The 23,039-nt window shown below is 33.8% G+C and carries 23 protein-coding genes and 3 pseudogenes; 7 read left to right on the top strand and 19 right to left on the bottom strand.

From position 1 onward, the window contains the following. Nucleotides 1-722 precede the first annotated feature (722 nt). From AC0C45_RS18085 to AC0C45_RS18060, 6 genes and pseudogenes are all read right to left on the bottom strand, one after another. Nucleotides 723-1,556 (bottom strand): STAS domain-containing protein, encoded by an 834-nt coding sequence (locus tag AC0C45_RS18085; RefSeq protein WP_047933628.1) that lies wholly within the window; start codon nt 1,554-1,556, stop codon nt 723-725. A 239-nt stretch (nt 1,557-1,795) separates the two neighbouring features. Then, nucleotides 1,796-2,170 (bottom strand): UPF0715 family protein, encoded by a 375-nt coding sequence (locus AC0C45_RS18080; RefSeq protein WP_080967590.1) that lies wholly within the window; start codon nt 2,168-2,170, stop codon nt 1,796-1,798. 396 nt (nt 2,171-2,566) lie between these two features. Continuing rightward, nucleotides 2,567-3,301, bottom strand: coding sequence for an EamA family transporter (locus tag AC0C45_RS18075; RefSeq protein WP_414058617.1), 735 nt, complete (start codon nt 3,299-3,301; stop codon nt 2,567-2,569). Nucleotides 3,302-3,310: 9 nt separating this feature from the next. Then, nucleotides 3,311-3,460, bottom strand: coding sequence for a hypothetical protein (locus tag AC0C45_RS18070; RefSeq protein ID WP_233335160.1), 150 nt, complete (start codon nt 3,458-3,460; stop codon nt 3,311-3,313). 439 nt (nt 3,461-3,899) lie between these two features. Then, a pseudogene (locus tag AC0C45_RS18065) lies at nt 3,900-4,369 on the bottom strand (hypothetical protein). A gap of 3 nt (nt 4,370-4,372) precedes the next feature. Then, complete coding sequence (locus AC0C45_RS18060; protein WP_237893842.1) at nt 4,373-5,161, bottom strand: hypothetical protein; 789 nt, start codon at nt 5,159-5,161, stop codon at nt 4,373-4,375. A 554-nt stretch (nt 5,162-5,715) separates the two neighbouring features. Between AC0C45_RS18060 and AC0C45_RS18055 the strand changes: the two are divergent. Beyond that, nucleotides 5,716-5,907 (top strand): annotated as a pseudogene (locus AC0C45_RS18055) (CBO0543 family protein); the annotation flags it as partial. Nucleotides 5,908-6,162: 255 nt separating this feature from the next. Here the strand turns inward: AC0C45_RS18055 and AC0C45_RS18050 are convergent. Then, the gene (locus AC0C45_RS18050) at nt 6,163-6,390 is read right to left on the bottom strand and encodes a hypothetical protein (RefSeq protein ID WP_047933630.1); all 228 of its coding nucleotides are present in this window, start codon (nt 6,388-6,390) and stop codon (nt 6,163-6,165) included. A gap of 829 nt (nt 6,391-7,219) precedes the next feature. Between AC0C45_RS18050 and AC0C45_RS18045 the strand changes: the two genes are divergently transcribed. Beyond that, complete coding sequence (locus AC0C45_RS18045) at nt 7,220-7,408, top strand: hypothetical protein (protein ID WP_047933632.1); 189 nt, start codon at nt 7,220-7,222, stop codon at nt 7,406-7,408. 592 nt (nt 7,409-8,000) lie between these two features. Here AC0C45_RS18045 and AC0C45_RS18040 read toward each other — a convergent pair. Next, a complete protein-coding gene (locus AC0C45_RS18040) occupies nt 8,001-9,017 on the bottom strand; it encodes a DUF3231 family protein (protein WP_047933636.1) in 1,017 nt (338 codons plus the stop codon). 181 nt (nt 9,018-9,198) lie between these two features. Next, on the bottom strand, nt 9,199-9,342 hold the full coding sequence (locus AC0C45_RS18035) for a DUF3231 family protein (RefSeq protein WP_257064449.1): 144 nt from the start codon (nt 9,340-9,342) through the stop codon (nt 9,199-9,201). 379 nt (nt 9,343-9,721) lie between these two features. On the opposite strand from AC0C45_RS18035, the gene AC0C45_RS18030 reads away from it, so the two are divergent. From AC0C45_RS18030 to AC0C45_RS18015, 4 genes are read left to right on the top strand one after another with little or no spacing between them, the layout of a single operon-like run. Next, the gene (locus tag AC0C45_RS18030) at nt 9,722-10,141 is read left to right on the top strand and encodes a MarR family winged helix-turn-helix transcriptional regulator (protein ID WP_047933638.1); all 420 of its coding nucleotides are present in this window, start codon (nt 9,722-9,724) and stop codon (nt 10,139-10,141) included. A gap of 20 nt (nt 10,142-10,161) precedes the next feature. Then, nucleotides 10,162-10,554, top strand: coding sequence for a rhodanese-like domain-containing protein (locus AC0C45_RS18025; RefSeq protein ID WP_047933639.1), 393 nt, complete (start codon nt 10,162-10,164; stop codon nt 10,552-10,554). Between the two features lie 5 nt (nt 10,555-10,559). Then, nucleotides 10,560-10,997 (top strand): EVE domain-containing protein, encoded by a 438-nt coding sequence (locus AC0C45_RS18020; RefSeq protein WP_080967592.1) that lies wholly within the window; start codon nt 10,560-10,562, stop codon nt 10,995-10,997. Nucleotides 10,998-11,032: 35 nt separating this feature from the next. Then, nucleotides 11,033-11,206, top strand: a complete 174-nt coding sequence (locus AC0C45_RS18015) for a DUF6980 family protein (protein WP_414058616.1) — start codon at nt 11,033-11,035, stop codon at nt 11,204-11,206. A gap of 178 nt (nt 11,207-11,384) precedes the next feature. Here the strand turns inward: AC0C45_RS18015 and AC0C45_RS18010 are convergent, their stop codons facing one another. From AC0C45_RS18010 to AC0C45_RS17975, 8 genes are all read right to left on the bottom strand, one after another. Further along, on the bottom strand, nt 11,385-11,873 hold the full coding sequence (locus tag AC0C45_RS18010; RefSeq protein WP_016763712.1) for a hypothetical protein: 489 nt from the start codon (nt 11,871-11,873) through the stop codon (nt 11,385-11,387). After that, a complete protein-coding gene (locus AC0C45_RS18005; protein WP_047933650.1) occupies nt 11,866-12,276 on the bottom strand; it encodes a thiol-disulfide oxidoreductase DCC family protein in 411 nt (136 codons plus the stop codon). The genes AC0C45_RS18010 and AC0C45_RS18005 overlap by 8 nt, the downstream gene beginning before the upstream one ends. Nucleotides 12,277-12,600: 324 nt before the next feature. Further along, a complete protein-coding gene (locus AC0C45_RS18000) occupies nt 12,601-13,719 on the bottom strand; it encodes a GerAB/ArcD/ProY family transporter (protein WP_472928452.1) in 1,119 nt (372 codons plus the stop codon). 364 nt (nt 13,720-14,083) lie between these two features. Further along, the gene (locus AC0C45_RS17995) at nt 14,084-15,184 is read right to left on the bottom strand and encodes a GerAB/ArcD/ProY family transporter (protein WP_047934691.1); all 1,101 of its coding nucleotides are present in this window, start codon (nt 15,182-15,184) and stop codon (nt 14,084-14,086) included. A gap of 227 nt (nt 15,185-15,411) precedes the next feature. Then, entirely contained in the window at nt 15,412-16,506 is a 1,095-nt protein-coding gene (locus AC0C45_RS17990; RefSeq protein ID WP_016763709.1) for a GerAB/ArcD/ProY family transporter, read from the bottom strand. A 215-nt stretch (nt 16,507-16,721) separates the two neighbouring features. After that, a complete protein-coding gene (locus tag AC0C45_RS17985) occupies nt 16,722-17,831 on the bottom strand; it encodes a GerAB/ArcD/ProY family transporter (protein WP_237893840.1) in 1,110 nt (369 codons plus the stop codon). Between the two features lie 21 nt (nt 17,832-17,852). Next, on the bottom strand, nt 17,853-19,079 hold the full coding sequence (locus AC0C45_RS17980; protein ID WP_237893839.1) for a Ger(x)C family spore germination protein: 1,227 nt from the start codon (nt 19,077-19,079) through the stop codon (nt 17,853-17,855). Beyond that, the gene (locus AC0C45_RS17975) at nt 19,069-20,691 is read right to left on the bottom strand and encodes a spore germination protein (RefSeq protein ID WP_237893838.1); all 1,623 of its coding nucleotides are present in this window, start codon (nt 20,689-20,691) and stop codon (nt 19,069-19,071) included. The genes AC0C45_RS17980 and AC0C45_RS17975 overlap by 11 nt, the downstream gene beginning before the upstream one ends. A gap of 132 nt (nt 20,692-20,823) precedes the next feature. Here AC0C45_RS17975 and AC0C45_RS17970 point away from each other — a divergent pair, with 132 nt between their 5' ends. Then, on the top strand, nt 20,824-21,048 hold the full coding sequence (locus AC0C45_RS17970) for a YczF family membrane protein (RefSeq protein WP_016763705.1): 225 nt from the start codon (nt 20,824-20,826) through the stop codon (nt 21,046-21,048). An 89-nt stretch (nt 21,049-21,137) separates the two neighbouring features. Here AC0C45_RS17970 and AC0C45_RS17965 read toward each other — a convergent pair whose 3' ends face one another. Both AC0C45_RS17965 and AC0C45_RS17960 read right to left on the bottom strand, forming a co-directional pair. After that, on the bottom strand, nt 21,138-21,914 hold the full coding sequence (locus AC0C45_RS17965) for a DUF4046 domain-containing protein (protein WP_237893837.1): 777 nt from the start codon (nt 21,912-21,914) through the stop codon (nt 21,138-21,140). A gap of 139 nt (nt 21,915-22,053) precedes the next feature. Then, a pseudogene (locus tag AC0C45_RS17960) lies at nt 22,054-22,638 on the bottom strand (DUF3231 family protein). Nucleotides 22,639-23,039: the final 401 nt, after the last annotated feature.

Raw genomic sequence — 23,039 nt, 5'->3', positions numbered from 1 at the left:
GCCCACCTGATTTGTCAAAGGTAGGTTTGTCTTTTAGAAAATCTACATGTGAGTAGTTTGCTCAAAATACTATTATTTTATGCATATAGAGCCTTAAAATCAGAAAAAACCACTAGCGTATTAGTGGCTTTTTCCGTCCTCGTAAGGAAATGGAAATAGGAGAATTACTTATGTGATGCCTCACGGCGTCTAGAATAGTTTGCTTAATATAGTCAATAACTATACATAATAAAAAAGAAAGCCTACTGAGACCCTCAGTAGACTTTCTTTTCGTTCAATTATAAAACCTCGAAGTTAATTTTATTGCTTATTATAATAATATGTACATACACTCTTCTTATAACCTGTACTCACATATAAAACCAGTGGAAAGGATGATTCTTTCACTGGCTTTATACGAGGTGTATTTATTTAATGCATTATAGCATCCTGAATAGGTTGCACAAATACATGTTGTATTATCTATATTGGTTCTTAAAAATAATGATTTTCATATACTATAGAGCCCGGAAAGCTAATCTTCTTTTGGAACTCAACCTTCAGAAGTGGAGAGAAAACACCCTAACTATTTAGAACATAGTTAGGGTGTTTTCGTTTTGGTAATACTTACCCCCAAAAAGCTACTGGTGCCTAAATCAGTAACTTTTTTGATAACGTAATTAGAAGTTAGTATAGATAGTACTTCACATCATAAGTAGTTTTCTCAAAATATAGGTGAATATTCAAATTAAAGATCTTGTAAATGAATTTGTATATTGCACAGCTTGATGTAAACTAGAAAAGCTTCTAATTTCTTCGATTTTTATTCCTAAACTAACCATGGTTTGGGCAATCTCTGGACGTATGCCACTAATAACGACTTCAATTCCCAATAACTGTAGCCCAGCTATTACTTTAAAAAGTTGATCGGCTACCATTGTATCAATAATTGGAACAGCTGATAGATCTAAAATAAGCCACTTTAATTTATACTGACTTCCCTTTTCTAAGGCACTCTCCATCAAATATTGTGCTCGTTTAGTATCTAAATCACCTACTAGAGGAAGGATACCTATTTCTTCTGTCATACGAACAACGGGAACAGATAACTCATCAATGGCATATTGAGCATAATTTATTTTTTCACTGTAATCTTTCACGTATGATTTACTTACGAATTGGATAGCATTGTCTACAATGCTATTAAAGTGAGAAATGATTTGATAAAAAGCATCAAAAGAAAAATCATTACTCTTTGCTTCTTCTTTTATTATTTCTCCAATAACATGTCGATAATGACTAATCTCCTCTAAGGCCAGGTTTAAAGGAAGTCCGTGATCAACTAATAAATTAGCCATATTGTTTCCCCACTGTTCCATGACCTCATTTGCTTCCCCTTTTTCCATCAAAAGAGAATCGGCATAAGTGGTAAGAAGGTCAAAGCGAAAAGTAGTCAACTCCGTATAGGTATTATGAGACTTTGCAAGATCTTGTCTTTTATTTTCAGCTAACTCTTCTTTCCTTTCTAGAATGGTCTCTCTAATATCATATAATTTTTCTTGATGTATATAGTGCAACGGTGTCCCTCCTTTTATCTTAAAAAACAAATAGTCCTCTAATAGATGAGGATTAGAGGACTAAGCATATTGAAAAGTGTATTGATAATGATGAAATGGTAAGTTACTTATATTTTTTATTTAGTTGTATAATGCCCTTAAATCATAACATATCTTTATGACAGGACTATGTCAGACAAGTTACAACATATGTATAAAATTAAACTTTTTTACATTATGTTTACGTTCAGAAAAAACGCCTACTTGTTCATGATGATGGAATCCCAAAACCAGTATATGATGGCTACCCCTACTGCAAATATAAGCACCTTACAATAATTCCATATTGGATCAGACCAATTTCCTTGAAGCTTATAAGAGGTATAAAGGAATAGGGTTGCTACGACACAATAGGTAAATAAGTAGAGAATACTGAACTTCTTAGGCCATTTATTTAGAAATAGCTGCAGTGGTACGGCTGCAACAGAATAAGGAATGATTGTAATAAGTGAGATCATAAAAAATGCAATAACAGCTCTATAACTAGGCTCAATGATGATAAGAAATATGGAATAAGAGACGCTAGAGCTAATAACTGTTAACGCATGATATGGTAAAAGCTCTTTAAATGTCAATGAGTAAACACATCCTTCTTGTCTATTCTACGGATGTATATTATATAAAGGTTAAAGCTAATTAACTTTAGTTTTTTTATTGAGTTTTTTTGATAAATAAAAACAAACTGATCTAGCACCTGCTACCTTACAAAATGGAATAAATGCATAGGACGGTGCGATTAAAACAATAACGAACAAATAGGCACTTATAGCAAACTTTAAATTAGTTTTATTGATTAATTTGTGCATATTCCATCATTATTATGCCGTGTATATAATCGCGAAGAAAATAAAGCTCCTACCCAATATGAGCTAGAATGGAATATTATATATCATTAAGGAGAAAAGTTAGCCTGCCAAAATAGATTGTTTGGAAAACTAACTTTTCAATTATAGAAATAATAAGTATAAATGTTACACGTTTTTCTTTATTAAACGAGTGTTCTTATGAATCTGAACGTTTGGATACGCAATTCCACCTAGAATGATGATCACACCGATCCATTGAAGGAAGGTGACGGTTTCGTGGAGAACAAGTGTAGACATAATTACGGCCGTTGGTAACTCTGATGTACTTAGAATCGTGCCTAAGCTTCCCCCTATTTTAGGCATGCCAATATTAAATAAAATAGGTGGAACAAGTGAACCAAAGAATCCAGTAAGAAGACCATACATGAATAGCCCATCTGTAAGTGCATCGTTTATAAGAAATACTGGTGGTAACGAAATAAATATAAGCAATGACGCTCCGGTTGTCATAATAGCGCTTTTATAAATAGGATGCACAGGTATAGTTGTGTTCCCACTTATATAAATAAAGAAAGCAAAGGAGACAGCAGCAAGCATCCCCCAGCTGATTCCAGCAAAAGAAAAAATGATACCCGTTTGCAAAAAGCCAGAAGCAAGGACAGAACCGAGAAGAATAATTATCGTTGAGATGAAGCTTTTTCGACTTGGTGCTTCCTTAGTAAAGACATATTCCAAAACAATACTTATCCATGTAAATTGCAGTAGTAGAATGATAGCAAATGAGGCATTAATATAACCAAGTGCTTGATTGTAAAAAATACCCGTTAGTCCCATCGTTATGCCTCCTATGGCCAAAGTAAGCCAATGTTTACATTTTAAACGGTCCTTTGGAACAAAGATTGCAATAGCCTACAACATGATAGCACCAAAGAAATATTGACTTCCTGTTACTTCACTTAGTCTAAATCCCTCACTGTACCCTAATTTAACAAACGTTGATACGACTCCATAAGAACAACCACCCAGAAAAACAAGTAAAGCATAGTTCGAAATTTTCATTGTTAAATCCTCCCTAAAATACAATAAAGCCACCCATCTCAAATATGAGATGGGTGGCGAAAAGTAAAAGAATAAATTCAAACGAAAAATCCACCTGCTGTAAACAGACTTTTACAGCTTTTAGTTATTTTAATAACTTATATTATAGAATTCCCACTCCTAAGTATCAAGCTGAAATTTAGAGGAGACGATGGAAGAATGATAATTTCCGGTAATCTGTTTTACGTTAACTAAGGTTGTTATCATATCTAGTAGGAAAATAGAAAAACTCCCTGTTCATATAGGGAGTTTTTCTATAGGCTAATGAGATTCTAGATTGGAGATACTTTTCAGTATCCTGAGTAGTTTGCTCAAACGTTGCAATAGATATGCAATCTTCACTTAGAAAATTTTCATTATTTTATCTTTCGTTAGTATATTGTACGATCATGCCGTGGCTTTATAAGCCATCTGGTTTAACTTTAGAGACACCCAAGGCAAGATTTTTCCACAAAGTTTGTTCAACGACTTCGGCGTCCAACGTATGACAATCAACAATGAGTTTAACTTCCGAATGTTTGCCGCGTAAAAGCCGTTGGTTTTTCCTGATTACTTTAAACATAAATAACTTAATTCCTAATCCTAAGATAAATCCGATAAAAGCACTAATAATTCCCCAATAAATAGGGCCCCAGCTTAGTTTAAAACCAATACTTGTACCAATAACTGAAAAGGCTGTGGCTAGAGCCATTCCTAAATCAATAAGAGAAACCCCATCTGCTCGATGAAGACTATCAAAAAGCCGGCGATTTTCTGTACGGCTATTAAGAGAAACAATAAATATATCTTCTTTCTTTATGCCTTTTTTTCTAGCTCTGAAACAGCTAATTCTATGTAACTGGAGTATTCAAATGTAGAAAAAACCTGCATATTTCACTCCACCTTTTTTCCTTTCACAATACAAAAGCTTGGATGTTGATACGTTTTCTCGAAGAAGTTTTTCTGTTCTCTTTCGACAAGTTTATTATTCTCCACCGTATTTATATAAGAGTCAAAGGTAGCAAAACCATATAGGGAAGGGAAAAATAACAGCCATTCTTTATTTAAAACGGCATTAGCCTGTTTTATTTCTCCTAAAAATAGAAGAGAAATTCCTTCAAGCAAGTGAGAATAATAAAAGAAAACAACTGCCCAGATAATAACAAAGAAAGCAGCAATGATCCGATGAATATAGAGTTGTCCTAGACCTGGCATCAACAAGGACCAGACGACTGATAAGATGGGATTCCGTTTGTCTAAATAGTTTATTTCCATAGCGCCTATACTGAAGGAGTTGAAGTTATGATTTTCTCGTTCAGCTAATACGTATATTTTATTTAAATCAACCGTTGTTCGGTAACTGTCCCATATAGCAAAAATATACACGGGAATATAAATAAGAAGCCATCTTGTATTAAGCACTTCTTTGGCCATATCAATATTTCCTTGAAAAGAATAAATCATCGCCAAATTCACATGAGATTTAATATTTATGACGACTTCCCATATAAATAACACAAAGCCGCGAAGGTATTTAGACAGTAATAAATGTCCAAAACCAGGGAAAGCTGCTGACCACCAAGCAATAATATAGGGGTTTCTTAAATGGATTTGAGTCGTTCCAAATATACTGACATAAGCAATATAGCGTCTTGCAGTATTGTCGTTTTTATAATTATTCATTTACAATCTCCTATGGATTTATCTTCTATAGATTCGAAAAAAATATACTTGTTGTACCCATTATCCATATTTAATATGCTCTTATTTATTTATGCTGATTCAATCACCTGATATACATCTAATCCTTTGTTATTTTTAAGGGCATTCATTACATGAACTAAAAATAAATAACGTATAAAGCCTAAAAACGAAAAAACTACTGATCCTGTTTCAGTAGTTTTCCTAGTCGTTTAAATATAGATGTTAAACTGATGCTCTATTACATCTTGGATAGTTTGCTCAAATTATAAAAAGGTATTCATTTATAATATTTAGAGACTTTGGAAAGATAAAAGTAGGGATATTTTTCACATGTATACAGAGAGGAGAGAACATTTTTTGGGGCACACCCTTCTTATAATGACGTACAGCAAATCCGTTATGAACTAAAGGCAGCTGGATACGAACACTGGCTTCATAACAATTTATTTACATGGCAATGGTGGATTCTACTGGTAGCTACTATTTTACCTTGGATTATATAGGGCTATCTTGTTAAGAAAAAAGACCGTCTACATGTATTTGCATTTGCCATGTTTATAGGTATTGTTTCAAGTATATTAGATGTAATTGGTGCAGATATTCTATTATGGGGATACCCTATAAAATTATTTTTTATGGTGCCTCCTTTATTTCCTGCAGATTTAACTATTATTCCAGTCGTATTTAGTTTAGCTTACCATTATGGAAAAACGTGGAGAAGATAAACTGTATATAGTATAATTATTTCCTTTTTATTTGCTTATGTAATTGAAACCTTTTTTGCCTGGGCAAAAATACAACTTTCATCATTGGCTTTCTCTTATTGGTTTTTTCTTAGTAGCATTAATAGGTAAATGGCTTATTGAAAGAATATTACCTCCGAGAAATTAATGTAAGGCATTTTATGTTCTTCAAAACATTTTTGATGCATCCCATTATGTTAATTAAGTTTGTAAATCCCATAAAAGAAGAAGACCTTATTAAAGGCCTTCTTCTTTTATGGGATTTAAGGTTGTATATAAAGCTTCTGAAGCACTATCGATATCGCCATACGGTGAGACATTTCCATCAACAAGTGTAGTTAATTGAAAGCTTTGAGATCCTTTAGAATAAACTAATTCAATTAATCCAGGTATAACATGGGTAATCGTGCTATCTTCATATTGAATTAGCGTACTAAGCATTTTTTTAATTTCGGTTATACTCATAAATAGATGTACCTCTTCCTATTATGAGGAAACTTCAGGTACAAAGAGACCAAATAATTTATTTGTTCTTTCCCCCACACTAACATACTAATATAGAAAAAAATACCTTTCTATTGAAATTGTTATCTTTATTCCTACATTAGAACTACATTATGGTAACCAGATATAAGAGCAAAAGGATTTTCACTTTTAGAATAGAATAGTTCTTTAAAGAATTATAAAGGGGCTGATTTTATCTCTAAACAAACGAAAGATATAAATGAAATAAAACTTTTAGATTCTCAAGTTCACTTGTGTGATGAGATTAGAAAATTGTTAAGAAAAAAAGAAAGAAGACATCTACCTTTTTCACAAGAGTATACAGAGCATGATATCGTACACATTGCTTTAAACAGGTTAATGAGTGAGTTAATCTCCAGACATTAAATATATCTATTTGAGAGCATATTTAAAAAAATAGAAAAAACCTACCTCTTCCCAGTCAAAAGAGGTAAGCTTTTTCTGTTAAAGAATTTAGTTGTATGTGTCAATGTTTGGCGACATCTTATTTAATTTGCTCATCATATTTAGTATTATTTGTAATAGACAAGTTAAATACAGTAAAAAATAGACAGAATATTTTATTAATTACTTTACTTTGTAAACGCTTTCATTTATACTGAGTGTAGGTTGGATGGCATGAGTGGCTGTCATAGTATTTAGCGTAGGTGGGGCTGATACGAGGGAACAGGGCATAAAAGAAATGTCCTTTTTTGCTTAGGAAATATTATGGAATTCTTTCAAAGTTTTTATTTTTTCACTTAGTTGATTAATTAGAGAGGTGTTTTATATGAATGAAAATGAAGGTACTAACGTTTTTTTATTAATGTTTTCGGTGATCTCCATTTGTGGAGGATTGTTCTTAACAAATGTTTTTATTTATTCTCCTATTATTGGTTGGCTTGTAGCAGTATTTTGTTTAATAATGAATTTTATTTATAAAGAGGAACAATTGAAATATAGAAAAAGAGAAGATTAAGAATAGGATCTTCTCTTTTTTATGGATTCTTATAATACTTGTTATGGTAACTAGAGTTATCAGTTCAGGATATGAGATAATATGGTGAGTTTTATAGATAAAGGAGATTGGTTTAGATGGTAAGAGTCATAAACCTTTGGTCATTTATCTTCTCATTGTTATGTACTGCTTTATTTTTTGTAACCCTTCAACATCCCCTATTATTAAGTTTAGATTTTTATGGAACAGTTGTTATATTTTTGATGAGCATAGTGGGCTTCTATGGAATACATAATTGGACATCAGCTTTGAGAAGTGTCTTGACTGTTGTACTTAGCGTAGCATTAATTATAGTTAACGGATGTATTATGTTTGTGGGAGATCTTTTTGTGTAATATTCAATATCAAAAGTATAAAAAGCCTTTAAAACAATTAGTTTTAAAGGCTTTTTACTTCTTCTAATCATTATTTTAGTAGCTATGAATGAATACTACATACAATCTAAAACAAGAAAGAACTACTGACTCATCAGGTATCAGTAGTTCTTTCTCTCGTGAAACTTTTGGGTAGAAAGCTAATGAGCTTCTCAATAGTTTGTTCTAAATATATAAGATTATTCTTTTTTTGTAGCGAGTTGTTCTTTGTCTTGTGTTCCAGGTGGTTGTTCAAGCCATTTATGATGGATCATGATATCAGCTCCATCTTTCGCATATTGACCAATCTCAAGTGATAGCCTTTCATAATTGATAACGAGGTCACTTCGTTGACTTGCAGCTGCTGCAGTTGCATAGTTACCTGTTCCTGCTGCGCTCAAAAAACTCATCTGAAACATCGCTAGTCGATCAGAGAAGACAGGTGTCGTTAAGTCACTAATCGCAATATCGTGTGGAACCGGTGGCTGAATATGATTTTCTAACAGTGCTTTGCCAAAAATCTGCACATGCTTTTCCGAGATTTCAGCCCCTCTTAACATCCATTTTTGAATTTTTTCGCGTTGAGATGTTTGGGCAAAGCTAAGAGCTAGCTTACTGCCGATGATATTGGTTTGGATGTTCATATATAAATGCGATATTTCGATGGCATTCAAAGGGCGCTCTTTACTAAAAAATGAAAAGCCACTAAGATAGCTTTTGCTGTCTACAGTATCTGGTTGAGTAGGATAAGCAATATAAGGTGCTCGAACAAATAGCCCTTTCGAAAGAGCAATATCCGAACTTTCATCATATAAATTGGAGGCCTCTTGAAGCCCCTCTTTAAAATATAATCGTATATCTTTTCGAGCACTCATGGATAGAAACCCACTAAATGCTAGCATCCCTACTTTTGCCATGTGATTAACGTAAGTAAGAATGAAGGTATCGGTGTACAAACGACCTGTATCCTTATTCACATCATGTTCATTTGTAAATCCTATAGGAAGAGGAATTCCTTCCCTTTGAAATAAAGCACGAAGTTTTTCTACATGAACAGCTGAAAGGTCATAAGCCATTTGAACAATTAATTTAATTTCTTTATCTTCGATATGTTTTAAGAAATAACCAAGTATACATTTGGACATACTATCATTCATATAGCCAGTCCATGTGCAGGCTATTTCAGCTGACGTAAGCTTTGTGTTATGTTCAGTCATGAGCAGTTTCCTCCACTTGATATTTTAGGTTGTCACTATATCATTTGCAGAAAACTGCTATTTTTATGCCTTTTATGAGTATATACAATCTGATTGAAGTTACTTGTCATTGATCCAATATATTGAAACGAGTATGTTTTTTCACTTCTCTAGCTTCCCATAATAAGAGTGATTATGTTAACTAAACCTGTATATGATATACAGCTTGAAGCATATATCTATTAACACATATAGACAATGTTTCACGGATATAGTGCGCCCATAAATTTGCCATTTCAGGAGATGTTAATTTATTCTTTTTTTGTAATTTTCCGTTCCTCCGTATAAAAACTAATTTTTCTTAGCTTCCTCTCCTTTTAAGCTTTCATACAAGTTAGCTTTTCTCTAATATTTGCTTTAATGTGTTTTATGTTAACTATAAACGTATACTTTTACGGACGTCCTTTTTACTTTCTATAGAGGAAAAAGGTAATTTATGTATGATAAAGTTATGCTCGTTCCTAATAAAAAAAGTTCCAAATTATTATTAATTAATCAGTTTTCTATTTTTAATTTCCTCTAATCAAACTTATGTTAAAATTATTCAAAAAAGTCCATTATTGCTATGATAGCAAATCACTATAAGTATTTACTTGTTTTTTAAAATATAGTCAGTTATACTGATTATATATTTTACTGATTAATATAAGGAGGTAAGGACTTAGGTGAATAAATGGAATCAATCTTATGGTTTTTTACTTGGAAAGGCTCTTCAACAAATGGAACAAAAATTTGCTGAAGGACTGGCCCCTTTTAATATCAATTCAAGACAATATGGCGTTCTTTTATTTATTGAGGAAAACCCATACTCTTCTCAAAAAGACATATCCGACAACCTACAAATTGATCGAACGACTATGGTCAGTCATATTGATCATTTGGAAATGTTAAGATTTGTGGAGAGAACCAAGAACCCTAATGATCGAAGATCTTATAGTCTTTTAATTACGGAAAAAGGCAAGGAAGTACTGAATTCACGTTGGGAATTCCTGACCGATGTGGAATCAGAAGTTTTAACCCCTTTAAACCCACAAGAAAGACAATTGCTGAAAGATTTTTTGATTAGAATTTGGAAGTCACTATAAAAAATTGGAGGTTATACCAAATGAACGCACTTGATTATTTTAATGCACGTCTTCAAGCGACTATAAGCCCCATGGATTACATAAAAGCAAAGAAAATGAATCCAGAACAATACTTTTTAATTGATGTTAGGAATGGTCCTGCTCATGTAAGAAGTATAACGATTAAGGATGCCCATGTTATACCCGAACAAGAATTAGCCAATCGTTTAGATGAGATACCCAAGGACAAAAAGATTATTCTTTATTGTTGGGATGTTTGGTGCAATACAGCTGCTAAAGTTGCTAAATCTTTATTGGAACAAGGGTATGATGTAAAAGAGTTAACGGGAGGAATTGCCGCATGGCAGGAAATGAACTTTCCAGTTTCAACAGTCACTTCAGATAATCCTCTATCCAATCATTGTGGGTGTTGATTTACGTGAAAAAGAATATAAGATATTGGATTGGAGTGGCTTCTCGCGACCATGTAATGAAGGGCATTCAAGGTGGTTTTGCTCAACTTTGTCATGGTAAGGAAGCTCCTTTAAAAAAGATGAGAACGGGCGATTGGATCATTTATTATTCTCCAAAGGTACAGCTTAATGAAAGCACTCCGTATCAAAAATTTACGGCTTTAGGACGTGTGGTTGATGATCATATCTTTCAATTTGATATGGGAAATGATTTTATACCCTTTCGAAGAAAGATAGATTTTATGGAGTGTACAGAAACATCTATTCATCCTTTAATTCCACAGCTCTCTTTCATTAAAAATAAGAAGTATTGGGGTTATTCGTTTCGATTTGGTCATTTAGGAATAAGTGAAGATGATTTTAAAGTCGTTAAAGAAGAAATGACAGAGATGGAAGGAGATTAGACGATTCTAATCTTCTTTTAACTTTTGGGGAATACATTCATAAAACGCCATTTGAGTGTCCTGATCATCTTATATTATTTGATGACAAGCATAATGACTATAGATTAATTGTTCATGATGGTGGTTCCTCCACTATTGAAATGTCTTTTTTTCATGGTGTGGTAAAAAATTATAAAATTACTATACATAATAACTCTAGTATGGGGTGATATATCTAAATAGAAGAGAGCAAGTTCGTTATTATTAACTGAACTTGCTTTTTTCCTTCCTGTAATGCTGATTATGTTAACCGGATCTGTATATTGTATTCATTTCAAGCTTCTTTTTTAAGAATAAAATAGTAAAAAGAAGAAATTCCCAAACTGATCAATATAATAGGTAGCACAATCATTGTATGTTCACCTTCTTTTTCATAATGCCTGTTTGGATAGACGTTTCAGCTGTTACTGGAGAGTCAAAAAATACTCTTTTTAATTTTTTATATTCAAAGAAAAGTAAAGCTATACTCATAAAGGTTAACAATATGGTAACAGAACGAGCTGGTATCTCAAAACAAAAATCAAGAATAGTAATATTTACTGTGATAGGTAAATAAATAATGTTTCCTAAAGTTGCTGTCTTTGGAATTACTAATAATAAGGCTGCTGTTATTTCTCCAAAAGCAATAAAAAGATTATAGGTATCCGAGTATCCAAAGAAGTGCCAAGCCAATTGCATCGCTGAGTCCTTTGTCGAGTCATATATAAAGTCGCCAGTAGAAAACTGGCCTGGATAGATTTTGGCAAAGCCATAAATCAAGAAAGTTAATGCTAAAGACCATCTAAATGTAGTGATAATTGTCATTCTGAGCTTTTTTAGAAATGTACTTCTATTCATTGATTTTCCCACTTTCTATTTTCGTTTTAATAAACCTATTTTGTATTTCTTTGCTAGGGACGAGACAACTTTCTTTTTTTCCAAAGAATCGATATCGGTTTTTTGCAATAAAACGGTACGCTCTATCTCGGATTTTTTTAGGTATTATCCAAAAGAGAATGAAAAACCTTATAGGTCCGGTAAGCTTATTTATGATATGTAAGATTGCTGTAGATTCCGTATATATTTGACCTTTATCAATTAAGATAATGGAATTCAATTGCATATTATTCGGATTGTGATTTATTATCAACGAACGTGCTAAATCTGATTGAAGAGACAAAAATTTAAATATGCCTTTAGGATCTCTTTTTATCACAAATTGGACCCAATGATTACATACGTTACATATACCATCAAACATAATAATAGGTTGATTATCTTTTTTTACCTTCAATATATTTCATCCCTTTAGTTAATTGTAAATATTTTCTACAATTAATTATAATACGAGATTTAATAAAGCTCACCTAACAATAATGTAAGACGGGCTTACAATTTTGTTAGGTGAGCTTCATTTTTTTGTTAAGAGTGCCTAGAAGGCACATTATGTAACTAAAGATGTATATCATAACAGCTTAAAAAGAGAAAAAACGATCCGTGGGAGTTGGATTGTTTTCTCTTAAGGAAAGATCAGGCCGATAGTTCCTTAGTGTATTTTATATTTCTTACTTTCTATTTTTTAAACTTAAAGTTGATGTAGAGTAACATCAGATTTCTTAAGCTTTGCTCTATTTTTGAAGAAAGCTACAATAAGGAGCAAAAGAGGAAGTATGACTTGAAAATGTATATTTAAAGAAAATGGTAGTATTTTAAGCGCTTCTTGTATAAGTTCTTCATAATTATTTGCTAAGCTTAGAGAATAAAGTAGAATAACAAGCCCTAAGGGAAAGCATATCTTAGATGGAGATTTAATTTTAAATAAACTTGCAGCACCTATTACAGTAGCGTAGAAAAACACACTTATTTTAAAAAATCCCCCAATAACTGCTGTAAGCATGAAAAACACGTCAAGACGCTCTAAAAAATCAGCCACCTGAATACTTTCTACTGTACTTAGAAGAGGAAACTGTGAGCGAGCAGTAAGACTTACTCCCAATACACTGACATTTATAATCATGGTAATCATTAAATTGATACCTGTTAATCCAATAGCGCTTAATCCAATTCCTTTGCTCATGTTTTTTACATACGGTAAAATCATCAAAAATACAACCGTTTCTCCAAATGGAAAGTATATATTTTGAGTCAGAGCAGATTTTAAAGGAAGCCAGATACCTTCTTCTAATACAGGTTGTAAATTTGTAAAATCAATTATACCAGCACATACAATAAGAATGAGTCCAGAAATAGCAGATAGGTAGAACAGAATAAACAGAAGTTGACTGGATCTTGCCAAAACTTCGATTCCTTTGCTTACGGTATAGATAACAACAAGCACCAGTAAGGCATTTACAATAAATAAAGGCGTATCTGGATAGGCAAATGTCAATAACATGTCTCCAAAATCTCGGATTACTCTGGAAGCAATGTTTGCAAAGTAAAAAATATAAAGAAATGAAATAAAACGACCAATCCACTTCCCCATGATCTTTTGTGTAAATTCGACAAGTAATAAGTCAGGGTAGTAACGGTAGAGTTGATAGTAGACTAAAAATAGAAGGAAACCGCCTAACATTCCAAACATAATAGAAAGCCAAGCATCTTGCTTCGCTTCTATAGCAATAGGAAGAATAAAAGCACTTCCGAATTCAAACAATATCATTAAGGTAAATAGTTGACTTCCACTAATCTTTGCTTTTTCCACTAGACTATTACCTCCTGTTGATAGCTACGATCTCTTTTAAAATCATTAATATAAGTGATGACTATATTTTGTATAAATAATCAAGTTTCAAAGGAGAAATATCCATATTTGAAATCAATAAGCCCTAGGGACTATTAATTATTTATTTTTTTAATTTAAAGTACGCATATGCGCTTAACATGATAGCTACCATCACTATACAAGTAAGAGGAAATAGAATTGTGTTGATAAAATGATCATAAAACCAAGTATACAAAAAAATCACCTCACATAATTTACATCCATTTTGATATGTACTAGTAGCTTATAATGGTTCAAGGGGCTGGAATATTTATATTATTCAAAGAGTCAGCAAACAAACCTGTCATGCTTTCTGCTTCCTTCTATTTTTCAAGAATGCAACAAGGAAAAGCAGAATAGGAATAACCGCGAGGAAGGGAATTTGCAAGAAAAACATCTCTACCCCTATTCCTTCATGAAGGTGCTCTTGAAAATTGCTAGAAATCGTCAGAGACATAAAAAGCACGATTAACCCAATAGGGTAAGAAAGCCATGAAGGTGATTTAATTTTAAATAAGTTGGCTGTTCCTATCATAGAAGCATAGAACAGTACACTGATTTTAGAGAAGCCACCAATGACTAAAGCAAGCATAAAAAACACATCAAGCCGTTCTAAAAAATCTGCTACCTGAATGCTTTGCACCGTACTAAGAAGAGGAAACTGTGAACGTGCAGTCAAATCAACTCCTAGTACACTGATATTAATAAGCATGGTGATAGCTAAATTAATCCCACTTAATCCTGTTGCACATAACATAGTCGCTTTTGCCTTCTTAGGATTGTTTAAATAAGGTAAAATCATGGTAAACACAATTGCTTCACCAAAAGGAAAATACAAGGTTTGAATAAAAACGACTTTTAAAACGGGTAAAATCCCTTCTTCAAGTACTGGTTGTAAGTTTTTAAAATCAATTAATCCTGAACACACAATTAGTAGAAACCCTGTGACAGCAAGTACATACATAAATATAAAAAATATCTCGCCTGATCGAGCTACTATTTCAATCCCTTTTCGAACCGTATAAATAATAACTAGAATTAGTAAAGCATTAGCAATAAATAAAGGAGTATCAGAATAGGCAAATGTCAACAACATCTCTCCAATGTCACGTAAAACCCTTGCTATATCATAGATGAAATAACAGATGTAAAGAAAGGCCAGTACGCTTCCTATTGCTTTACCTAAGATTTTTTGCATATATTCTGTAGGTAAAAGATCTGGATAATACGAATAAAGTTTATGATAAATTACAAATAGAACCAAGCTACCAAGCATCCCAAGTAAGATAGCCAACCATGCGTCCTGTTTTGCTTCCATTGCGACAGGTAACAGTAAGGAAGTACCTAGCTCAAACAGAACCATTAGGATAAAGAGCTGACTAGCACTAATTTTGGCTTTTTCCATTTAACCTGTCTCCTTTTGGATTTTATTAAAGCGATCTCCTATTTCTTTTAAATTGTTCTTTAACCTTTTCATCACTCGAAATTCTTTGAACATTATGTAGTAGAAATAAAATTTGTTTTAAAATTCATTCTAGACTAAAAGTATCTTTGCGCGGGTAGGGATTTTATAGGAGTTTCAAAGGAAATAACAATGTTCCATATAAAAATTAGCTAGTTCAATGTGTTTTTCTAATACTTCTTCCTATTTTTAAAGAAAGCTACAAGAAGAAGAAAAGGAGGAACAATTCCAAGGAGAGGAATATGTATAACAAGCATTGCTACCTTCAGCCCTTCATGGTTATGTTCTTGAACATTGCTCGCAATGGTAATAGACAAAAAGAGAATGATTAGCCCTAAAGGATACGATAACCTTGAAGGTGATTTAACCTTGAATAAATTGGCCGTACCTATGACAGCTGCATAAAATAATAAGCAGATTTTAAAGAAGATGGTGATAATTAAAGCAAGCATAAAAAACACATCAAGCCGTTCTAAAAAATTGGCTACTTGTATGCTCTGAATTGTGCTAAGAAGTGGGTATTGTGAACGGGCAGTTAAATCAACTCCCAGTACACAAACATTAATGAGCATTGTAATAATTAAATTGATTCCACTTAATCCACTTGCGCATAGCATGGTCACCTTTGCCTTCTTAGGATTATTTAAATACGGCAAAATCATGGTAAGTACAATAACTTCTGTAAATGGGAAATACAACGTTTGAGTAAATACCACTTTTAAGACAGGGAACACACCTTCATCTAAAACCGGTTGTAAATTTTTTATATCAATTAATCCTGAAGATACAATTAAGATAAATCCAGCAACCGCAAGGACATACATGAAAATAAAAAGTAGTTCTCCGGATCGAGCTATGACCTCAATTCCTTTTCTAATGGTGTAAATAATAACAAGCATTAATAATGCATTGGCAATGAATAAAGGTGTGTCAGGATAGGCAAAAGTTAACAGCACTTCACCAAAATCACGTAGAACCCTTGAGGCGTCATACATAAAGTAAAGAATGTAAACAAAAGCCAGTACGGTTCCTAGGACTTTCCCTAAGATTTTTTGCATGTATTCTGTTGGCAAAAAGTCAGGATAATAGGTATAAAGCTTGTGGTAGACTAGTAAGAGAATGAAACTGAATACCATTCCAAGTAGAATTGCAAGCCAAGCGTCTTGTTTTGCATCTATCGCAAGAGGTACCAGTAAAGCACTCCCCAACTCAAACAGAACCATTAAGATAAAGAGCTGACTAGAACTAATCTTTGCTTTTTCCATTCAATTAAGACCTCCTTTTTGGTTTAAAAAAGCATCCTTCTACTTTTTTAAATTTTTATTTAACCTTTCCATCACTTATGATCTTCTGAACGTTATGTAGTAGATATGATATTTGCTTTAAAGGTAACTCGAGTGTAGAAAAAATCTTTCTATAGGTAATTGCTTTATTAGCAAATGTCACTATAAAGACAATATTCTATATGAAAACTGTCTAGTCAAACATGTTTGCCTCCATGATCCTTCCTTTTTTGTAAGAAAGCTATAAAAAGAAGGATAGGAGGAATTATGGTGAATAGAGGAATATGCAGAATAAACTTGGCTATATATAATCCTTCATGGAGATGTTCTTGGAAATTACTCGCGATTGTGACAGATAAAAATAGAACAACAATACCTAAAGGATACGCTAACATTGAAGGTGATGTAATTTTGAATAAGTTAGCTGTTCCTATGGTGGCTGCATAAAATAATATGGTAACCTTAAAAAAAATCCCAATCACCATAGCAAGCATAAAAAATACATCAAGCCGTTCTAAAAAATCAGCTACCTGAATGCTTTGTACCGTACTAAGAAGAGGAAACTGTGAACGTGCAGTCAAATCAACTCCTAGTACACTAATATTAATAAGCATGGTGATAGTTAAATTGATGCCACTTAATCCTGTTGCACAAAGCATAGTTACCTTTGCTTTCTTAGAATCATTTAAGTACGGCAAAATCATTGTAAACACAATAGCTTCAGTAAACGGAAAATATAACGTTTCAGACAATGCAACCTTTACCGATGGTAATAACCCTTCTTCCAAAACAGGTTGTAAATTTTTAATCTCGATTAATCCAGAAGATATAATTAAGATAAAGCCAGCAACTGCAAGGACATACATAAAAATAAAAAGCAGTTCTCCGGATCGAGCTATGACCTCAATTCCTTTTCTGATTGTATAAATAATGACAAGCATTAATAATGCATTGGCAATGAATAAAGGTGTGTCAGGATAGGCAAAAGTTAACAACATTTCACCAAAATCCCGTAGAACCCTTGAGGCATCGTACATAAAGTAAAGAATGTAAACAAAGGCAAGTACAGTACCCATCACTTTCCCTAAGATCTTTTGCATATATTCTGTGGGTAAGAGGTTAGGATAATAGGTATAAAGTTTATGATAAACTAAAAATAAAACAAAACTTCCTAACATACCCAGCAGAATTCCAAGCCATGCATCCTGTTTAGCCCTGATGGCGAGAGGTACCAGTAAAGCACTCCCCAGCTCAAACAGGACCATTAAAATAAAGAGCTGACTGGCACTAATTTTTGCTTTCTCCATTTAACTGGCACCTCCTTTTCCTTACTTTTGATTCTCCTTTACTCCTGAAAGAAACGATTTATTTCGTAAGCCAGCTCGACGTACATAGGCTTCTACTGCGATATCTACATCTAACTTTGGAAAGTAGACATCATTCCATTCTGTTTTTAATTTTTTAAATTGATTCGGTCTAGTACGGTGAACTACTTCGCCAAATCCCAAAATATCCGTTTTGTTTTTTTGTGCACGTTCAATAGCTACCCTTAGCTCTTTTTTAATTTCTTTCCTCACAGATTGTTCGATTTTTGTAATAACCTTCGGATTGGTAATATCAACAGGTACCTCCATGTCGCCGATATCTCCTTCAACACGTGTATGAATAGAAATATGAGGTTTCCCATTCTTCACTTGCGCAGATACACTTGTTTTTTGTCGTATACTTTGATAAGCAATAGCCTCTTTCTTTCCTGCCCAATCAATATTGATATCCGTTCCTTGAATTTTATCGAGAATCCATACCGTCCCTCTTGCTGGTTTTCCATACAGCCAGTCCACTAGCTTCCCCTGTTTTAAGACAGCAATTCCGGAAGCACGAAGCGTTGCCGCGGGTGCACTTTCCTGAAGGTTATCTAGCTTTTGTGCTTGCTGGGCATTACCAACTAGACGAAATCCTGATACGACAGTTCCTCTTCCAGGGGACTCAATGCTCTTCATCACTTCTTGGAGTGATGTTTTTACATTCTCTCCCCATTTTCTTTCCGTAAATTCTAAGGTTTTTAGCACTTTATTCGCTGGAATTTTATCAACTGGCGTTAATGTTTTGACAAGGTCAGCTGCCGTCGAGTTTTTCGCAATCACAAGAGTGGAAGTATTTCGAAATTCCGGATCCCGATCTAAAGCATCGATTAACGTATTAAGCCCTTCTTTTCTGGCCAGTCTTTCCCCAACTACGACTAAGTTTGTATGAGCATAATACAATCGTCGAGAGATTCTGCCTGAAGCCCGTCTGCTTGCTTCTACTATATTATCCCCTGAAGCCGAATAGATGGTAATAGGAGGACTTTGACTGCCTCCTCCTCCTTGCATACCTCCTGCCACGTTTCCTGGATTAATAATTTGAAGTGTTAAGTGAAATCTTCCATCTTTCGTTTTGTCGATACCCATGGCTGATACAATAGCAAGGTCCGTTAATTCTTTTTTACTCCAGCAACTTGTAAGCAAGAGCGTCATTGCTATCATTAATAAAAGAAAAACCCCTTTACGCTTCATTGTTGTTATCCTCTTCAAAATCGCGATTCACCATACCTCGAGATGCAGGAGGGTGTGGGTGTTGATTTGTCCCTTCTCGAATCGTATTAGCAGTAATTAATCTCGGTCTTTGTCTCAGTGTCCACCATGGTAATCTCACAACGGTATCTCCATTGTTTACGGGGATGAAGGGAGCAAATGGAGCCATATAGGGTACTCCAAATGATCGTAAGCCGCATAGATGGACAACCATCATTAAAAGGCACAAAATGATGCCATAGAAACCAAATGTTGCTGCACCAATCATAAACAAAAAACGAATTAAACGGGCCGAAATCGCCATATCAAAAGATGGGGTGGCAAAACTAGCAATGGCTGTGATTGATACAATAATAACCATTGCTGGTGAAACAATACTTGCTTGAACGGCTGCTTGACCAATTACAAGGGCCCCGACAATGGATACTGCCGAACCAATAGCTTTAGGTAAGCGTATCCCTGCTTCGCGTAAGATTTCGAAGGTTATTTCCATAAGCACGGCTTCCACAAACGCGGGAAAAGGAACGGATTCCCTCTGTGCCGCAATAGCTACAATGAGCATGGTCGGAACCATTTCTTGATGGAAGGTTGTAACGGCGACATAGGTAGCTGGCGCGATTAACGAAATCATAAACATAAAAATACGCAAAAGACGAATTGAGGTTGCAATGTCAAAACGAGCATAATAATCTTCAGCCGATTGGAAGAATTGCATGAACACAGCAGGCGCAATCAGCACAAAGGGGGTTCCATCCACAAATATAGCAATTCGCCCTTCTAACAGGTTCCCTGCTACAACGTCAGGTCTTTCCGTGTTGTACATAGTTGGAAAAGGAGTCAATGTTTGATCCTCTATTAGTTGTTCAATATATCCTGATTCTAAAATGCTGTCGATATCAATTCGATGTAATCGCTGACGAATTTCTTTGACGACTTTATCATTGGCAATGCCATGTATGTACATAAGCGTCACATCCGTCTTTGTTACACGTCCAACTTTTAAAGACTCCATCCATAAATCTGGGGTCTTAATGATGCGGCGTACCATAGCTGTGTTGGTCCCAAGAGACTCTGTAAATGCTCCTTTTGGTCCTCGTACTACCATTTGGGTAGTAGATTCCGCAATGGAACGCTTCTCTCCACCTTGGGTACTAGCACTCAGTGCCTGATCTACTCCATCCACTAAAATAAGAGTATCTCCTGCCATTAAAGATGCAAATAAATCATCCAAGTTAGTGATGAAAGATATGTTTCCAATTGTCATTATATCTTTAGAAAGCAGGTCTATCGCATTTTGCTGATTTATTACTTCTTTATGATCATCCTTCATCATAGATTGCAGTAGATACTCTTGAATTGACTGATTGTCTACAATTCCTTCTACATAGACAATCGCCGTTTTAATGTCAGAATCCCCCCCCATTTTTATCTCACGAATAACAACATCTGAACTATTTCCCGTTTTCTGCTTAATTATGTTAAGGTTGCCTGATAACGAAATCTGTATCCGTTCTATTTGATGATCAGTAGGTTGATTCTCGTCACCCTGTGGCCATTTCTTTTTTGGTTTGCGATCTTTAAAAAACGAAGGCATAGATTTAAGCACCCTTCTTTCAGTTTTTATTACTTTAACCATATAAGAGTTTTTTATGTAAAAATTAACAATAAATATTTATGTATCATCATAGAAGAAAGGGAAGAACCTATTATATGGAGCGTGATAGATATGAAAATCATAGGTATTAGCCTTTTAATGTTGGGATGTTTAATGGGCTTTTCTTTAGGTATTGATATGGTTCAAGGATTTGATGTTTCTCAGGCGTTGTACAACGCTGTGAGTCCATTTAGGGTAATGGAAGTCGCTGAATTATTTGTACTCTTTTTTCTTCTTTTTCTTTTTTTTGCTGAATCTTTATATCTTTTTATGAAGAAGAAAAATCAAAGCAAGTAACCATATACTCACCCATTATCATTTTTAAAAATAGGAAATGGACATAATGGTAATTTAGTTCAGGCTACCCGTTTCAATCAGTTCTTTCGTTAATCAAGATTCATATAAAATAATTCATCATCTGTGTTATTTAGTTGTTCATTTATCCATTTCCTTACATTATTCATTCTGGAATCAAAGACCATTTGAAAGAGACCGGTTAACTGAAAATCGGTAAAATGACTTCTCTTTAATTGGAGAAAAGCCTCGTGATAAGAAGAGAAATGAAGCTGTTTGAATAAGAAATCATCCATTGCCTCTCGAATATATTCTTCATTTTTCCAACAATTCATGGGAACATGAGCAAATTGCCAAGGCCTAAAGACGCTAGGATAAATAGCTTCAACTATTTGAAAAGGGGAATAACCTAAAAGCGTAAAGGCGCCACCTAAACCATGTTGTCTAAAAAAATTAAAATTAACTTGAAAGGGTATTTCTTCCATAGGGATCTTCATTTTTTCCTCTATTACATATCTTACTGCCTCAATAGCTCTTCTCTTTCCTTCTTCTCCCTCCCAATATTTATCAGGAGTTTGTTGGAATTGCCAAGGTTTAAATTTTCCTGGATAGGCATTATCAATGACTTCATAATAATTCCATCCATATAGCATAGCAGGGGGTCTGAGACGATGAGACCACAATGTATTGGCGCCTACTTGAAAAGGAATTTCATCGATCGGAATTGATAAGTGTTGCTCAAGTAAATAGCATGTCATATAACGCATGTATTTTTTTCCTTCATTACCTGCAAAGAAATAATTAGGAAATCTTTTTCTTCTCTTGTCTAGAACATCTTGATAAATTTCAATGACTTGTTCTCTATTCACTATCGAAAGCCCCTTTTGAGAAAGTGATTTTTTATTATTATGTATAATAATGGAATTTGTATACAAGTGGAGCTAAATCTGTATAAGGTATATATTAAAAAGACAAAAAGCTATTAAAAAATGAACTACACCCCAATTGTTAGATAAGAACTAATAATTGGGGTTGGAGATTATCCTTTTTCTTAGCGAGTTGTTCTTTGTCTTGTGTTCGAGGTGGTTGTTTAAGCCATTTATGATGGATCATAATATCAGCTCCATCTTTCGCATATCGACCGATCTCAATTGATCGCCTTTCATGATTGACAACGAGATCACTTCGTTAACTTGTAGCTGCTGCGGTTGCGTAGTTACCTGTTCCTGCTGCGCTCAAAAAATTCATTTGAAACATCACTAGTCGATCCGAGAAGATAGATGTCGTTAAGTCACTAATCGCAATATCATGGGGAACCGGTAGCCGAATATGATTTTCTAAAAGTGCTTTTCCAAATATCTGCGCATGTTTTTCCGAGATTTCAGTCTCCCTTAACATCCAATTTTGAATCTTTTCTCTTTGAGATGTTTGAGCAAAACTAAGAGCTAGCTTACTGCCACTGATATGGGTTTGGATGTTCATATATAAATGCGATATTTCAATGGCATCCAAAGAAGGCTCTTTACTAAAAAATGAAAAGCCACTAAGATAGCTTTTGCTGTCTACAGTATTCGGTTGGGTGGGGTAAGAAATATAAGAGGCTCGAACAAAGAACCCTTTGCCTATATAGGTAAAGGGTTTTTTAAATTTATCGGAATAGGGGGAATAAGTTATTAGTCTGGCCAGATTTGGAGATTCATATACATATATTTTTAAAAATGAATGTTATGATTAAACATTATCTTAGAATATAACTTTATTTAAGTTCTGTTGTTATTTAGGTAAATGCTAAAGTGTTTTTTATATTATTTATGTTTTAATATTTATACTTAGTGACGACAAATTAGTTCTTTTTCTCCAGGATGTGTAAAATTTAGCACTATTTTCAATGCAATATGTTAAATTTTACTTTTCTTAATAAGATTAAATTATTTTTATATCAAAATTATTATATATTTTAGATTTACATCATTTTTTATAAAACTATAAGATTT

This window comes from Priestia sp. VA7, assembly GCF_055710015.1.
This window is presented reverse-complemented; position numbering and strand designations above follow the sequence as displayed.

Coding starts and splice junctions, on each gene's coding strand:
- AC0C45_RS18045 (WP_047933632.1), top strand. CDS start 7,220: ATGAATGAAAATGAAGGTACTAACGTTTTTTTATTAATGTTTTCGGTG.
- AC0C45_RS18025 (WP_047933639.1), top strand. CDS start 10,162: ATGAACGCACTTGATTATTTTAATGCACGTCTTCAAGCGACTATAAGC.
- AC0C45_RS18005 (WP_047933650.1), bottom strand. CDS start 12,276: ATGTTTGATGGTATATGTAACGTATGTAATCATTGGGTCCAATTTGTG.
- AC0C45_RS18070 (WP_233335160.1), bottom strand. CDS start 3,460: ATGAAAATTTCGAACTATGCTTTACTTGTTTTTCTGGGTGGTTGTTCT.
- AC0C45_RS17970 (WP_016763705.1), top strand. CDS start 20,824: ATGAAAATCATAGGTATTAGCCTTTTAATGTTGGGATGTTTAATGGGC.
- AC0C45_RS17980 (WP_237893839.1), bottom strand. CDS start 19,079: ATGAAGCGTAAAGGGGTTTTTCTTTTATTAATGATAGCAATGACGCTC.
- AC0C45_RS18040 (WP_047933636.1), bottom strand. CDS start 9,017: ATGACTGAACATAACACAAAGCTTACGTCAGCTGAAATAGCCTGCACA.
- AC0C45_RS18010 (WP_016763712.1), bottom strand. CDS start 11,873: ATGAATAGAAGTACATTTCTAAAAAAGCTCAGAATGACAATTATCACT.
- AC0C45_RS17990 (WP_016763709.1), bottom strand. CDS start 16,506: ATGGAAAAAGCAAAGATTAGTTCTAGTCAGCTCTTTATCTTAATGGTT.
- AC0C45_RS18060 (WP_237893842.1), bottom strand. CDS start 5,161: ATGAATAATTATAAAAACGACAATACTGCAAGACGCTATATTGCTTAT.
- AC0C45_RS17975 (WP_237893838.1), bottom strand. CDS start 20,691: ATGCCTTCGTTTTTTAAAGATCGCAAACCAAAAAAGAAATGGCCACAG.
- AC0C45_RS17985 (WP_237893840.1), bottom strand. CDS start 17,831: ATGGAGAAAGCAAAAATTAGTGCCAGTCAGCTCTTTATTTTAATGGTC.
- AC0C45_RS17995 (WP_047934691.1), bottom strand. CDS start 15,184: ATGGAAAAAGCCAAAATTAGTGCTAGTCAGCTCTTTATCCTAATGGTT.
- AC0C45_RS18050 (WP_047933630.1), bottom strand. CDS start 6,390: ATGAGTATAACCGAAATTAAAAAAATGCTTAGTACGCTAATTCAATAT.